The sequence below is a fragment of the Bacteroidales bacterium genome, assembly GCA_016707785.1.
Taxonomy (GTDB): Bacteria; Bacteroidota; Bacteroidia; order Bacteroidales; family UBA4417; genus UBA4417.
This window is the reverse complement of record JADJGZ010000033.1, coordinates 25754-40648: the sequence shown is the minus strand read 5'-3', so window position 1 is coordinate 40648 and position 14895 is coordinate 25754. Positions and strand designations below refer to the sequence as shown.

The following is a 14895-nucleotide window of genomic DNA, read 5'->3' as shown; positions in this document are numbered from 1 at the left end:
TGTATCTTTGCGCACATTTTTAACAGAATATGAGCATCCACATTGAAGCAAAACCCGGCGATATAGCAGATTTTATTCTTCTACCGGGAGATCCCCTCAGGGCTAAACATATAGCTGAAAACCAACTCGAACAAGCTGTCTGCTACAATAATGTACGCGGTATGCTTGGTTTTACTGGTTACTATAAAGGAAAAAGAGTTTCAGTTCAGGGTACAGGCATGGGACTACCATCGCTGATGATCTATGTAAGCGAACTGATCAATGATTACGGAGTCAAAACCCTGGTAAGGGTTGGTACCTGTGGAGGAATCAGAGAAGATATTCATGTCCGCGATCTAATCATGGCAGTCAGCGCTTCCACCGATTCTGCAGCCGTTGGGAGAGCATTCCCCGGTATGACTTTTGCCCCTACAGCAAGCTTTCAGCTCGCTTTAAAAGCAAATGAAAATGCCAGGGAAATGGGACTGGAACTAAAAGCAGGTAACATTCTTTCTTCTGACCTCTTTTATCATGATCCAGAGTTGGGTGATAGTTATGCACTATGGCGCAGGCATGGTACTCTTGCTGTTGAGATGGAATCCGCCGGATTGTATTTGCTTGCTGCCCGGCACCAAGTGGATGCATTATCACTTCTAACGGTTAGCGATCATCTTCTTACAGGTGAACATGTTAGTGCCACTGAGCGTCAATTCAACTTCAACCAGATGAGTCAGTTGGCTTTAAGCCTGGTATAACATACACCGGACTCCGATTCTTCCGGATCAGGTTCCCGATTCCAGTTGTTATAAACCATACAGGACGATTACCGATAGAGCCCATGGTGCTCTCCAATTGATATTTACTTATTTTTTTAGCATACTCAATTTCTTACGATTTAATCACTAACAGCTGATCCAGGATGAATAGAACTATTTTAATAACCGGAGCTACAAGTGGCATTGGTAAAGAATGTGCCTTCTCCTTTGCTGGATTGAATGACCGATTGATAATTACCGGAAGAAGGGCAGACCGTCTTAATAAAATTGCTGAAGAATTAAGAGAACAATTTAATGTCCAGGTATTGCCTTTGATTTTTGATGTGAAAGATCGAAAAATGGTTGAAGAAGCATTGGATTCAGTCCCCGCGGATTGGCGATCGGTTGATGTATTGATCAATAATGCCGGACTTTCTCTGGGATTAAATCATCTGCAGGAAGGACAAGTAGATGATTGGGATATAATGATTGATACCAATATTAAAGGACTTCTTTATGTGAGTAGAAAAGTAGTTCCCTGGATGATTGAAAATGGGAAAGGACATATTATTAACATTGGTTCAATTGCAGGGAAGGAAGTTTATCCAAAGGGCAATGTATATTGTGCGACAAAGTTTGCCGTGGATGCATTGACAAAAGCGATGCGTATTGACCTTCTCGCAAAAGGAATCAAGGTATCACAAATAGCACCCGGCGCAGTAGAGACTGAGTTCTCTGAAGTAAGGTTCAAAGGTGACAAGGAGTTGGCTGCCAATGTCTATAAAGGTTTCACCCCTCTAACTGGGCATGATATTGCCGAAGCTGCAACCTGGATCGCAGGACTTCCTCCTCATGTAAATGTAAATGACCTTGTGATTATGCCTGCTGCCCAGGCAAGTCCTGCTTATTTCGATAAGAATCTGTAGTTTTTTAGAAAGGATATACTTCTTTACCGGAATCGATTTTTTCAGAATAGTGCTGAAAAGGTTCTTGCTATTACTCGATCATCCCCCAGGTTTTAATTCTGAATGTTAAAAATATATGAACATTTTTATATGTGTTTAGTTGGAATTTGTATTTTTATACCGTTGCTATTTCATTCTGTGAATTTTGCATCTCTTGAAACTACAAAATAACTGAATTTGCGAAAATGATATTTCGGGCCAAAGGCTTATAAACGGGGTATTATCATTGCGGTTCGGCAGACATGACACCTAAATAAGGAAACCTGATGAACAATGTTACCCGTCTTTTCGACCTGCTTCCACATATCCGGGATACTTACACTAAGAAAGATGATCTGTTTGCCGGCAAAGAAGCCGGGGTATGGGTTAAGTATTCTATCGATGATTACATTGCAATTTCAACACAGGTTAGCTATGGTCTGATGGCCTTAGGTGTAAAGAAAGGCGATAAGGTTGCTACCATTTCAGGGAGCAGGCCGGAGTGGAATTTTGTGGATATGGGTATTCTTCAGATGGGTGCTATTCATGTACCTGTTTATCCAACTATCAGCGAGTCCGACTACAGGTATATCCTTGCCCATGCTGAGGTTCAGTATGTTTTCGTTTCAGGTTGGGATACTTACCGGAAAATTGAACACATTATTAGTGAAATTCCTACACTCAAAGGAGTATATGCTTTCAGGGAAACAGAAGGTATTCCAATGTTTTCCGAAGTTGTTTCCCTGGGAAAAGCGAATGTTGAAGAGCAGAAACTGGAAAATATCAAGTCTTCTATTTTACCTTCTGATCTGGCCACTATCATCTATACTTCAGGCACTACAGGTAACCCAAAAGGGGTAATGCTTTCCCATCTGAATATTATTTCAAATTTCATGGCCTGCAAGCATATCCTTCCCTTCGGTGATGAAGGCAAAGCGCTTAGTTACCTGCCACTCTGTCATGTATATGAACGCATGCTTACTTACCTTTATCAGTATGCCGGAATATCTATTTATTACGCCGAAAGCATTGCTACGATCTCGGACAACATGCGGGAGATGAAACCTTATATTCTCTCAACTGTGCCACGTTTACTCGAGAAGATTTATGATAAGATCATGGCCAATGGGTTAAAACTGAAGGGGATAAAAAGAATGATCTTCTTCTGGGCGGTTCATCTTGGATTAAAATATGAAATGTACGGGCAAAATGGGTTTTTCTATGAAGCAAAATTGAAGATTGCCCGCAAATTGGTTTTCTCAAAATGGTCTGCTGCATTGGGAGGGAATCTTAAAGTCATGGTTTCCGGGGGCGCTGCTCTGCAACCCAGGCTGGCAAGGATTTTCTGGGCCGCTGGAATCCCGGTTCTTGAAGGTTATGGATTAACAGAAACCTCTCCGGTGATTTCTGTGAATAATTTTGAAGAAAATGGGGTGAAATTTGGCACAGTTGGTCCTGTGATCAGTAATGTACAAGTCGAGATTGCACCTGACCAGGAGATTATATGTAAAGGACCCAGTCTCATGATGGGTTATTATAAGGAGCCGGAAATCACAAGCGCCGCTATCGATAGCAATGGCTGGTTTCATACCGGTGACCTTGGCCGGATTGAACCTGAAGGACAACTGAAAATAACCGGCAGGAAAAAAGAGATTTTTAAAACTTCTTTTGGAAAATATATCAGCCCGGAATTAATTGAAAATAAATTTAAGGAGTCACATTTCATTGATGCCCTGATTGTTGTTGGTGAAAACCAGAAATATGCAGCAGCTTTGATTGTCCCCGATTTTGCTTTTCTCAAGTCATGGTGTGCCCGTAAGGAAATTCCTTATACAACAGATATTGAAATGGTTCAGAATGAACGAATTCAAAATCGCGTTGGAAAAGAAATTTCGAAGTTCAATAAGTTCTTTGGTGCAACAGAACAAATCAAAGCCTTTGATATTCTGGATAAGGAATGGACGGTGGAAACAGGTGAACTCACTGCTTCACTAAAGTTAAGACGACTTTTTATCCAGGAAAAATATGGCACCAGGATTGATCGATTATTTAATAGGGTAGAGGACTAAACCGACATCCGGTTTAATGCAGAATCTTGAAAATTAACTCCCTGTATAGCTGTCTGTCATTAGCCGAATAGTTTTCAATCCCTAAAGTCCTGGTATTGGTTTCCCTTATCCATGAAAGAATTTCCTGGACCTTGGCAGGGGGATAATTCCTTGCCATTCTTAGAAACTCCTCCGCACCAGAGGGATGAGTACCTAATTTACTCATGACATCAGATATACTCTTATTTTCCAGGCTATGGAGCAATAGGATCTTTGTAAAGTAGTTAAAAAGTATGGGTAATATTTTGAATATTGAGTTTTCTTTAGGATTATTTGCGAAATAGTCAACAATCTGATTTGCTTTAAACGCATCCTTTGATGAAATTGCACGTTGAAGTTCGAAAATATTGTAGTCCTTACTTATGCCAATATATTTCTCAACCACAGCTTCTGTGATTATTTCAGTTTTCGGATGGTTGATATAGAGTTTTCCCAGTTCATTCTCAATTTTTTCAAGGTTGTTACCCAGAAATTCGATTAGCATAATACAAGCCTTGGTATTAATACTATAGCCATTTTCTTTGGCTTGTTCACTGATCCATACAGGTAAATCGTTTTCCTTCTTTTTCTTTGATTCAAAGAGGACAACATTTTTATCTTCCTTTTTCGCTGCATTCAGTATTTTAACTCCTGGTGATTTATATTTATATCCTAATACCAGAATAGTGGATGGAGAAGGGTTCTTTAGATAAGACAATAAATGCAGGATATTTTCTTCCTTCTTTACATCCATATCCTGTGCTTCTCGTAATGCAATCAATTGCACATTGCCCATCATCGGGAAACGTTTACACTGATCAACCAGCATGATAGCCGGGGTGTCTCTGCCATAAAGTACCACCTGGTTAAATGCCTTTTCAGTTTCATCCAACACATTTTCAATCATATAGTCCGATATCAGGTCTATATAATAGGGTTCATCACCATATAAGATATAGATAGGGTGATAATCCTTTGTCTGAAGATCTTTTTTTAACTGGTTGAAAGTAGCAATCATGTAGTCGGGTGATGCAGGAAATTGATTAGAAATGCAGATGTTTCAGGGTAAGATGCTTGTCAATCATTTGTTTCAGGGATTCAATACCAATAGAGAGATGGTCATGCATGAATTTCTCATTCACAATTTTATCACTGTTCTCAGTTTTTACCCCGGAAGAAATCATTGGCTGATCAGAAACCAGTAATAAAGCACCGGTTGGTACTTCATTAGCAAAACCAACAACAAAAATAGTTGCAGTTTCAAGATCAATAGCCATAGCCCTTGTCAAACGAAGGTACTTCTTGAATTCATTATCATGTTCCCAAACCCTGCGGTTGGTAGTATAAACGGTTCCTGTCCAATAGTCCCTGCTATGTTCCCTGATAGAGGTTGATATAGCTTTCTGAAGACTGAATGCCGGGAGTGCAGGTACTTCGGGAGGAAAGTAATCATTGGACGTTCCTTCTCCTCTTATGGCTGCTATGGGCAAAATTAAATCACCCAGTTGATTCTTTCTTTTAAGCCCACCGCATTTACCAAGGAATAAACAGGCTTTTGGATGAATTGCTCCTAATAAATCCATTATTGTTGCAGCATTAGCACTTCCCATTCCAAATTTGATCATGGTGATGTTCCCTGCTGTGGCACTTGGCATCGAACGTCCCGCTCCTTTGATCTCCACATTATTCATTCGTGCAAATTCTTCGAGGTAGGCTGAAAAGTTTACCAAAAGAATGTATTCGCCAAAATCCTCTAATTGAGTACCGGTATATCTTGGTAACCAATTCTCAACGATCTCCTTTTTCGTTTTCATAGGCTGAAATTATCAGATATGACGCAAATTTAGATTTTTTAATCCATCTTTGTATACACAGGCTTCATTTTGAAATTTAACCTGAATCTTGACAAAAAGTATTCATGCAGTCACTAGATTTTCCAGATTTTCAATTCAGAATTTCCTCACAGAATGACCGGCAAATGATCTGGGATCCGATCCGGAGAAAAATGGTTCGGCTTACTCCAGAGGAATGGGTGCGTCAGCATGTTATTGCCTATCTTACGGGTATTAAAGGTTTTCCGATTGGTTTACTTGGCGTAGAGAAGAAAATCGTGCTGAACGGACTTGTTAAGCGATTTGATCTGGTTGCTTTCAATAATTCAGGCACTCCAATTGTATTGATTGAATGTAAAGCACCCTCTGTCTTGATTACTCAAAAGACTTTTGATCAGGCTGCAAGATATAATATGCAGCTAAATGCCGGTATTTTCTATATCACTAATGGATTAAACCACTATTGTTGTTTTCTTGATCCAACTGCAAATACCTACCAATTCTTAGAAGAGATTCCTTCTTATTCTGAGTTGAATAATTTATTCATTTAAGTGGACCTCGCCTGCGCCCGGATGGAATTATTAATAGCGAGTTAAAGAAAGAAATCATTGATCCAAATATAAAAAGGCTGTCTCCTTCTGGAAACAGCCTTTTTAAAATCTTAAAGATTATCTATTTACACTTTAATACCGTTTTCATCTGGTAATCTGCAGCTGCCTTATTAGGACCGGTTGTCACTTTTTTATAATTGGCACATGCATTAGCATTATCCTTTTTTCCTTCATACGCTTTTCCAATCTGGAAATAGAAATCAGCCTGTTTTTCAGGTTTCTGTTCAATTGCTAAACCTTTGTTAGCTGCTTCCAGTGCAAGGTCTGATTTTACCTGGGCATTATAACTAACACAAAGGATGAGGAAGGTAGAGCTACTTTCAGGGGTGTATTCCAGGGATTTATTTGCGAGTTCGATTGCCTGTGCATAATTCTTGGCAGCAAATGCTTTATTGGACCTGCTGAGAAAGGTTGAACCCATAGCATCCTTTGCTTTTGCAGCTGTGGCAGTGTCGTTGGTCTTGATTCCCAGTTCATAGGCTTTATCCATCGCTTTCTGCATATTATCGAAATCACCTTTCTTCTTATACGCTGCTCCTTTGCTGAAATATGCTTTAGTGTATTCAGGATCAAATCCAATAGCTTTGTCAAAACTGGCAATTGCACCATCAGTATTATCTGCTTTCAAAGCTTCCTGTCCTTTAATAAAATGTAGTTTTGGGAGCTGCCCCAAAGATTTACTTTTCTTTTCAGTGTCATTATATTTTTCTGCAAGAACAATGGTTTGTTCAAATGCAGTGATCGCCTCATCATATTTTTTTTCTTTGAGGAAATCATTGGCGATTTGGTACTGCCAATCAGGAATGACAGCTATCGCCATATTTTTAATATCATCAGCTTCCGCCCCAATTTTTTCACTCATAGTAACAACCTCAATCATGCCTTTAAGTGCACCAGCTTTATCAGTAGTTGATAAGGTACGGGCTGCATTATAAGCATTACCGGCATCGTCTTTGGTTTGTGAAAAAAGAACAGGGGTGTTCAGGAAAAAGATTGCTGCTAGAGCAGTGGCAAGAAAAAGGGAATTTTTCATAGTGTTACCAGTGTTTATTTATAGTGTTTCACTTATGGAAGTACAAATGTAGAAATATTAATCGTACTTACCTCAATTTTAGAGATAGTAAGGACTATATCAAAAAACGTTCCATAATGATTTACTGCATTTTTTCGATGTAACCTGAATACATTATTATGGAATTTATTCTACATTTGCACCCTCCTTGTAAGTTATCCGCCTAGGTTTTGAGGATCAAGGAATAAGGTTGAAAATCTTTAACCATTCAATATATGAAAAGTCCCGTCATTAAGGTTGTTCTTGCCCTGGTTATTGTTATTCTGGGTTATCTGGTTTACAATAGTATCAATACACCGCTAAAATTTGAACAAGAACTTCAGTCAAGAAGTGAGGATGTTATCTCAAAACTTAAGGATATCCGCACTGCTCAGTCTCTTTTCAAGACACTGAATAAGCGATATACTACTAGCTTTGATACCCTGATTCAGTTTGTTCGTGAAGGTAAAGTTCCTGAAGTTAAAATGGTACCTGATCCAAAGGACACTACCAATACCAGGACCATCACTGATACAATTGGTTTTGTAAGTATCTTTGATTCAATCTTTGCTAAGAAGAACTATAAATTGGAAGAGCTGGAACTCATTCCCTTTTCAAATAATGAAAAGTTCACTCTGCAGGCAGGTAAAATTAATAAAGGGGGAGTTGATGTCAGTGTTTTTGAAGTCACTGCTCCTCTCGAAACTTATTCTATTGGTTTAAATAAGCAGTTAGTAATCAATAGAGTTCAGGAGATGAAAGACAAGAATAAATTTCCCGGGCTTAAGGTAGGTTCTATGTATGAAGCCTCTACCGACGGCAACTGGGAGTAATCTGATAATACTCTAACCTTGGAATGTATCCTGAACCTGGTTGATCCATTATTTGACCAGGGGCATACTGAAAAATACAGATTATCCATCCTGCTAAGGCCGGATGGATTTTCTTTTTGTGTTCTGGACCCCAGGACTATGACCTTTGTGGCCCTTGCCGACTATACCCTTGGTATTAGAAATAGTTCAGCAATTCCCAGGAATGAGAAACTATGTGAGCTCTTTAAGCAGGAAATGAATAAAATTGATCTGTTCCAGCTTGCCTTCAATAAAATTGATCTTGTATATGCTTCTCCGAAAGCTACTTTAATACCCCCGGGTTTTGTTCATGAAACGAGCCTTGAGTCTTACTTCAGGTTCAATCATCAGTTGGATGCTGCTGAAATTGTTGCTACTCAGTTTCTTGAAATTGGCAATATTCAGGTTGCTTATGCATTGCCTTCCTGCATAAGGAACCTTTGCATTTCCAGGTTTAGTGTCCTGCAACCCGGATCAACAGCTACAGCCCTTATTCAGAGCCTTCTGAGATCAAATGATCATATTATTGCAAGGCAGGTATTCTTAAATGTTATGGGAGGCTTTTTTGATGTAATCATTATTCAGGGTAGAAAATTACTATATTACAATACTTTCAAAAGATCTGCACCCGATGATCTGGTTTACTTTACAATATATGTCCTGGAGCAAATGGGTTTCGTGCCCTCTGAAGAAATTGTAAACCTGATGGGTGATATCATAGCAGGTGATGAGGACTTTAAAATGCTGTATCACTATATTGACCGCCTGAATTTTGCAAATTTTGGCGTACAGGCTGATTTTGGCACTGTTTTTTCAGATATTCCTGTTCATAAATACTTCACACTCTTTAATCTACCATTTTGCGAATAATCAGTGGATCACATAGAGGAGGCAACTTCATCCCCCAAAAGGGCTTCCGGTTCGTCCTACTACCGACCTGGCTAAGGAAAGTCTTTTCAATATCCTGAATAATCAGGTAGACTTCACCGAATCATCAGTGCTGGATCTTTTTGCCGGTACAGGAAGTATTACTATGGAATTTGCTTCCAGGGGTGTAAAAGATGTGGTCGCTGTTGAATTGAATCATCGTTGTACTGAGTATATTTCTAAAGCAATAGTGGAAATTAAACTTAGCAATGTTTATGTTATAAAGGCTAATGTTTTTAATTACCTCAAATCAGTCAAACGTAAATTCGATATCATTTTTGCAGATCCGCCCTATGATATGAAGGAAGTTTTGCTTATTCCTGACCTGGTAATCAAAAATGGTTTATTGAATGATGAAGGGATGATGATCATCGAACATGATTCATCGGTAAATTTCAGTAAACATCCCTGCTTCCAGGAAGAACGGAACTATGGGAAAGTGCATTTTACCTTTTTTCTTTTCCAGGAATCTACTTCGGAATAATTATACCATCAGGGACAAACTGGCTTACATTTCTTCCATACTTATGCACTTCTCTTACAATAGAAGATGTAATCATTACATGTTCAGGCAAAGTGAGGAAAAATATTGTTTCCAATTCTCCCGATAGGCGGGTATTCACCTGGGCAACACTCCTCTCGAATTCAAAATCTGCAGATGTGCGCAATCCCCTGATCATATAACCTGCATTCACTTCATGACAGAAATCAACTGTAAGTCCATGATAACTGGTTACAGAAACAGAGGGTTCATCTTTGAAGACTTCATGAATCCAGGTTAACCGTTGCTCTAATGTAAAATAGCCTGATTTGTCAATATTAGTGCCAATAGCAATAATAATCTTATCAAAAAGCGGGATCGCACGTTGAACTATAGATTCATGGCCCCGGGTAATCGGATCAAAGGAGCCTGGAAAGACTGCTATTTTCATAAAGATTATATTTATACAAAGTTATGAAAAGAAATTGCGACTCAGTGAAGGAAAAGATACTGTCAGGGATATGGCCTGTCATAATAGCGCTAAAGCTGTTCCAGCAAGCCTTTTAATGATGCGTAGGTATTAGTTAGAATTTCATCTAACTTTTTTTCAGAAATCCACCTGGCTTCAGTGATATGTTCTTCCAATTGTGGTATAAGTGCCTCCGACCCATAGTATGACATTCGAAACCAAAATGTCTTTTTAAGAATGAACTTATTATTGCGATCCGGATATAGATGGTAAGTATCAGGCAAAGAATGTAAAATAGCTGGCTGATTCAACCCGGTTTCTTCCTCTACTTCCCTTACAGCAGCTTCCTCCGGATGCTCATTTTTTTCAATTTTGCCTTTAGGCAAATCCCATTTTTCAAATCTCCTGATAAAAAGTATCTCTTTCTTTTCATTGTAAACAACTCCACCGGCTGCTTCCAGGTATTTGAAACATGAAATAAAATCCTTCCAACTGTCTGAAGGATGAACGGCTGAAAAAATATTCATCCTATTGCAATTAGGATCCAATATGAATCGTTCTATTTCTTTTTTGAGTTCTTTCTTATCAGAATACTGAATTGTTATTTCATCAGGCTGATTATCAATATTGTTGATAATTTCTGAAATTTCGATCACGCGATCATTCAGAAAAACTCTATACCTTTGACCCATAATAAAGTTTGCGTTTTATATTCTTTGAGTAGTTGGGAAGCATATTGCAATCAAACTACTTACTAAGTAAACCCCGAACAGTAATCCGAAAGATAGATGAAATCGAAGTTTGAAGATACTGCCCTAACCGTTGCTGAATCATTATTGCAAATTAAAGCAATTAAGCTGGACAATGCCAATCCATTTACCTGGAGTTCAGGTATAAAGTCCCCAATTTATTGCGATAATCGTCGCACTCTTTCTTATCCAAAGATCCGGACCTATATCCGGCAGGAGTTTGTGAAACTCATAAATGATGAATTTGGAAATGTTGACCTGATTGCCGGTGTTGCTACGGGAGCAATTGCTGCAGGTGTGCTTGTGGCTCAGGATCTTGGACTTCCTTTTGTATATATCCGTTCCGAGAAAAAAGGGCATGGCCTGGAAAATCAGATTGAAGGAGTGGTTGAAAGCGGGCAATCCGTTGTAGTGATTGAAGACCTCGTTTCCACTGGCAAAAGCAGTTTAAATGCTGTGCAGGCACTACGCGATGCCGGATGCAACGTTAAGGGAATGGTTGCCATCTTTACCTATGGCCTTCCGGAAGCAGAAGAAAGTTTTAAGGCAGCTAATTGCATCCTAAAAACACTCACTAATTATAATTATCTCGTAAAAAAAGCCCTGGAGCAGAATATTATAAAGGATTCCGACATGCAATCATTGATTCAATGGCGTGAGAATCCTAAAACCTGGGGCGTTTAATTATGGGTAAATCAATTTCAAGCGATTCTTTCCTGGTACAGCGTGAAGCGAAGGATATCTACATTTTCTTAAGTGACTTTACCAACTTTTCTCACCTGATGCCGGAACAAGTACAGAACTGGTCAGCAACCCCGGATCAATGCTCTTTTGAAATCAAAGGACTGGCAACCCTTGGCATGAGAATGATTGAAAGGCTTCCATTTTCAAAAGTAGTTATGGAAGGAGAGGGGAAGTTACCCTTTGATTTTAAACTCTCCTGTCATTTTGAAGTTGAGGGAGAAACTTCAACAAAAGTGCAATTAGTCATGGATGCAGATATGAATCCATTTATCTCCATGATGGCTGAAAAACCCATGCGGGATTTCATTAATTTATTGGCAGCCCGGCTCAAACAAGTCATGGAGAGTTAAAAGAAACTAAGTTTTTTGGCCAGTCTCAGGCATTATTTTTTCTGATTATTAATGAGATGAAGGAAACATGTTGTGGTTTCCGGGTTATTTTATGTTTTTGCCATAATTATCGTCTTTTACACCAGGATCTTGCTTTAAGATTCTTTCCAGATAAGCTAATGATGTAGTTCGCCAAAATTTCTTAGCTATATTTGTTTGCTATTTCATAATGATTATACAAGTCACACCAGGTTAACCAAGCCTTCCGGATATGGGTGAACTATTTGACCGATTGGATAAAGATGTCAGGTTTGTTGAAAGCCTTAAAGCGTGTATCAATTGTGGTACCTGCACTGCAATCTGCCCGGCAGCTGAGTTCTATGATTACGATCCGAGAGCTATTGCAGTTGCAGTTCAAAAACGCGATGAAATCAATTTAATCGAACTACTTAAGAGTGAAACTATCTGGTATTGCGGCGAATGTATGTCATGCAAAACACGATGCCCTAGAGGGAACACCCCCGGATTGATGATTATTGCCCTTAGGTCTCTTTCCCAGGATATGGGTTACTTTACTGAATCGGAGAAAGGAAGGCAGCAACTGGCTATTAAAAGGGGTATCGGAGAAAAAATATTATCTCATGGTTATTGCATCAACCCTCAAAGTATAGCACCGGAACTGCATCCTGAGCAAGGGCCAGTCTGGGAATGGGAAATGGAGCACCTGGAACCTGTAATGTCAAAACTTGGGGCAAATTACCAGGGAGAAGGACCAGGCGCTCTCAGGAAAATTGACCAGTCGGACCTCGACGAAATCCGTAGAATCTTTGAAGTAACAGGAGGAATTGAAAGGTTCAATAAAATTGAAGAATTCTCACAAAAGAAAGCAGAAGAAATGGGTATAAGCTTCGAAGAGGACCAGGGAGCAGCCTATTTTATGAAAGTTTATACTGACAATAACGAAACACATACCAGGGAATGAAGCTTGAAGGAAAAAGGCTCATTTGGAAAGAATATCAAAAAGAGATCGCCGACGATAAATTCTTTTATGCCCGTTCATGCATCAGGCAAAATTTTTTTCCGGGTTCTGAAAAGGCATTTACAAAAATTCTCAAAGATGAATTAGGGAAAGATCTCTATGATAGTCAGCATCACACATCTTGTACAGGAATAGGATATCATACTGATGTAGTCCCCTTCGAAACTACGATGACGGTGATTGCCAGGCAATTTGCCCTTATGAAGGAAGCCGGTTATGAAAACTACATTGCTTCTTGCATTACTTCTTTTGGATTGTATACCGAGATCATTGAAACATGGCGTCATTTTCCTGAAACACTCGACAAAACAAGGGAGTATTTGATGAAAGCGACTGGCCGTGAATTTGAGATCCCCTCAAACCTGGCACATGCCAGCGACATCATCTTTAAATTCAGAAATGAAATTGCTGCCAAAGCTAAATACAGGCTCATAAATAGAAATACTGGAAATCCTTTGAGGGTTGTAGAACACATTGGATGTCATTATTCAAAAATGTTTCCCCATAAAGGGGTTGGAGGTGCTGAGTATCCATACGTTCTCACTGGCATGGTAGAAGCCTGGGGAGGTGAAGTGATTGATTACCCTGAGAGACGGCATTGCTGTGGATTCGGATTCAGACAATATGCTGTTCAGGCAAACAGAGGCTTTTCAATTGCCTGCTCGAAGAAAAAATTCGAATCTATGGCACCTTTTGAGCCTGATATGATTATAACCAATTGCCCTGGATGCCCTATGTTTCTTGATCGCTGGCAATATGCACTTAGCGAAATGGAAGGCCGTACTTATGGAAAAAACAATCAGGGAATTCCAGTTTTTACATATGAGGAAGTGGCTGGCCTGTTACTGGGGTATGATCCCTGGGAGTTAGGTTTGCAGCTTCACCAGGTTGCCTGTGAACCATTGCTTGATAAAATAGGAATTGAGTATATTCCTGAAAATAAGTTTAAAGGACCTAATGGTGAAGACCTTGGTAAACCAGAAGCACCATCAATACTTAAATTCTATGCCGAATGAGTAAAACGATTGCTGTCATCGGAGCGGGGGCCGCAGGTCTCGAGGCTTCATCTGTACTGCATTCATTGGGGTATAGCGTCAATATCATTGAAAAGAGTCAGGTTCCCGGAGGGCATATCAACAACTGGAATGAATTATTCCCTGACAGACGCCCTGCCAGTGAGGTCGTTGATCACCTGATCAGAAATATTGATGCATCAATCCCTATTTACTACAATAAAGAAATTCAATCAGTTAAACCTTTTTCAGGAAAATTTATCATTTCTGCAGCCGATGGTTGGGTGATGAATACTGATGCTGTATTGATTACTACTGGTTTTAAATTATTTGAGGCTGAAAGAAAAGAGGAATATGGATATGGGATATATGACCATGTAATTACATCCTCCGATCTTGAAAAGATTTTCAAAGAAAATGATGGTATCAGGCATCGCCTGGGAAAATCTCCTGCCAGGGTTGGGTTTGTGCATTGTGTAGGATCAAGGGATGAAAAGTCAGGGAACATATACTGCTCCAAGGTTTGCTGTATAACCGCTGTAAAACAGGCCATCGAGGTAAAGGAACTATTCCCCGATGCAGAAATTTTCTGTTTTTATATGGATCTCCGTATGTTCGGCAGGCATTATGAAGAGTTGTATAAAGAAGCACAGGAGAAGCATTCCATTCAATTTATTAGGGGACGATTGAGTGAATCAACGGAAGATATGTCAGGCAATATTGTCGTTAAAGTTGAAGATACTCTTTTAGGTAAGCCTTTAAAAATAACAGTGGATATGCTGGTGCTGATGTCAGGTATGGAAGCTGCCGAAGGGAATTCAAAGCTGGGTGTCAGCCTTGGTTTCAAAACCTCAGAAGACCGGTTTCTGAACACAGCCGATGCCCACTTATTCTCCAATATCAGTGAAGTACCAGGTGTGTTCCTTGCTGGCACCTGCACCGGGCCGAAAACACTTACTGAAACCCTCACCGATGCCCGATCAGCAGCCTTGGCCATCCATGATTACCTTGTTCAGGATACTTTAACTGATTAG

The 14895-nt window shown here is 39.6% G+C and carries 16 protein-coding genes and 1 pseudogene; 12 read left to right on the top strand and 5 right to left on the bottom strand.

Annotated features, from left to right (window positions below; translation table 11 throughout):
- The first annotated feature begins 29 nt into the window (after window positions 1-29).
- From deoD to IPH84_15985, 3 genes are all read left to right on the top strand, one after another.
- Entirely contained in the window at window positions 30-734 is a 705-nt protein-coding gene (gene deoD, locus IPH84_15995; protein MBK7174689.1) for a purine-nucleoside phosphorylase, read from the top strand.
- A gap of 164 nt (window positions 735-898) precedes the next feature.
- Window positions 899-1660 carry an SDR family oxidoreductase gene (locus IPH84_15990; protein MBK7174688.1) on the top strand — a complete coding sequence of 254 codons (762 nt, stop codon included), beginning with the start codon at window positions 899-901 and terminating at the stop codon, window positions 1658-1660.
- A 305-nt stretch (window positions 1661-1965) separates the two neighbouring features.
- Complete coding sequence (locus IPH84_15985; protein MBK7174687.1) at window positions 1966-3747, top strand: long-chain fatty acid--CoA ligase; 1782 nt, start codon at window positions 1966-1968, stop codon at window positions 3745-3747.
- A 13-nt stretch (window positions 3748-3760) separates the two neighbouring features.
- Here IPH84_15985 and holA read toward each other — a convergent pair whose 3' ends face one another.
- Window positions 3761-4783 carry a DNA polymerase III subunit delta gene (holA, locus tag IPH84_15980; protein ID MBK7174686.1) on the bottom strand — a complete coding sequence of 341 codons (1023 nt, stop codon included), beginning with the start codon at window positions 4781-4783 and terminating at the stop codon, window positions 3761-3763.
- A 25-nt stretch (window positions 4784-4808) separates the two neighbouring features.
- On the bottom strand, window positions 4809-5579 hold the full coding sequence (locus IPH84_15975; protein MBK7174685.1) for an AMP nucleosidase: 771 nt from the start codon (window positions 5577-5579) through the stop codon (window positions 4809-4811).
- Between the two features lie 104 nt (window positions 5580-5683).
- Between IPH84_15975 and IPH84_15970 the strand changes: the two genes are divergently transcribed.
- Complete coding sequence (locus IPH84_15970; GenBank protein ID MBK7174684.1) at window positions 5684-6148, top strand: type I restriction enzyme HsdR N-terminal domain-containing protein; 465 nt, start codon at window positions 5684-5686, stop codon at window positions 6146-6148.
- A 121-nt stretch (window positions 6149-6269) separates the two neighbouring features.
- On the opposite strand, the gene IPH84_15965 is transcribed toward IPH84_15970, so the two are convergent.
- Window positions 6270-7241: a hypothetical protein gene (locus IPH84_15965; protein MBK7174683.1), complete on the bottom strand. Its 972-nt coding sequence runs from the start codon at window positions 7239-7241 to the stop codon at window positions 6270-6272.
- Between the two features lie 254 nt (window positions 7242-7495).
- Between IPH84_15965 and IPH84_15960 the strand changes: the two genes are divergently transcribed.
- From IPH84_15960 to rsmD, 3 genes and pseudogenes are all read left to right on the top strand, one after another.
- Window positions 7496-8092, top strand: a complete 597-nt coding sequence (locus IPH84_15960) for a hypothetical protein (GenBank protein ID MBK7174682.1) — start codon at window positions 7496-7498, stop codon at window positions 8090-8092.
- An 18-nt stretch (window positions 8093-8110) separates the two neighbouring features.
- Window positions 8111-8980 (top strand): DUF3822 family protein, encoded by an 870-nt coding sequence (locus IPH84_15955; GenBank protein ID MBK7174681.1) that lies wholly within the window; start codon window positions 8111-8113, stop codon window positions 8978-8980.
- Window positions 8971-9521, top strand: a pseudogene (rsmD, locus tag IPH84_15950) (16S rRNA (guanine(966)-N(2))-methyltransferase RsmD). Before IPH84_15955 ends, rsmD begins: the two are co-directional and overlap by 10 nt.
- On the opposite strand, the gene coaD reads toward rsmD, so the two are convergent.
- Both coaD and IPH84_15940 read right to left on the bottom strand, forming a co-directional pair.
- Window positions 9508-9969, bottom strand: a complete 462-nt coding sequence (coaD, locus tag IPH84_15945) for a pantetheine-phosphate adenylyltransferase (protein ID MBK7174680.1) — start codon at window positions 9967-9969, stop codon at window positions 9508-9510. The pseudogene rsmD and the gene coaD overlap by 14 nt on opposite strands.
- A gap of 89 nt (window positions 9970-10058) precedes the next feature.
- Entirely contained in the window at window positions 10059-10514 is a 456-nt protein-coding gene (locus IPH84_15940; GenBank protein ID MBK7174679.1) for an NUDIX domain-containing protein, read from the bottom strand.
- Window positions 10515-10775: 261 nt separating this feature from the next.
- Here IPH84_15940 and IPH84_15935 point away from each other — a divergent pair, with 261 nt between their 5' ends.
- The 5 genes from IPH84_15935 to IPH84_15915 all read left to right on the top strand — a co-directional run bounded on the left by IPH84_15935 (window position 10776) and on the right by IPH84_15915 (window position 14895).
- Window positions 10776-11420 (top strand): orotate phosphoribosyltransferase, encoded by a 645-nt coding sequence (locus tag IPH84_15935; protein MBK7174678.1) that lies wholly within the window; start codon window positions 10776-10778, stop codon window positions 11418-11420.
- Window positions 11421-11422: 2 nt separating this feature from the next.
- Window positions 11423-11830 (top strand): hypothetical protein, encoded by a 408-nt coding sequence (locus IPH84_15930; GenBank protein ID MBK7174677.1) that lies wholly within the window; start codon window positions 11423-11425, stop codon window positions 11828-11830.
- A 250-nt stretch (window positions 11831-12080) separates the two neighbouring features.
- Window positions 12081-12791 (top strand): 4Fe-4S dicluster domain-containing protein, encoded by a 711-nt coding sequence (locus IPH84_15925; protein MBK7174676.1) that lies wholly within the window; start codon window positions 12081-12083, stop codon window positions 12789-12791.
- Window positions 12788-13864: a heterodisulfide reductase subunit B gene (locus IPH84_15920; protein ID MBK7174675.1), complete on the top strand. Its 1077-nt coding sequence runs from the start codon at window positions 12788-12790 to the stop codon at window positions 13862-13864. The genes IPH84_15925 and IPH84_15920 overlap by 4 nt, the downstream gene beginning before the upstream one ends.
- Window positions 13861-14895, top strand: a complete 1035-nt coding sequence (locus IPH84_15915; protein MBK7174674.1) for a CoB--CoM heterodisulfide reductase iron-sulfur subunit A family protein — start codon at window positions 13861-13863, stop codon at window positions 14893-14895. Before IPH84_15920 ends, IPH84_15915 begins: the two co-directional genes overlap by 4 nt.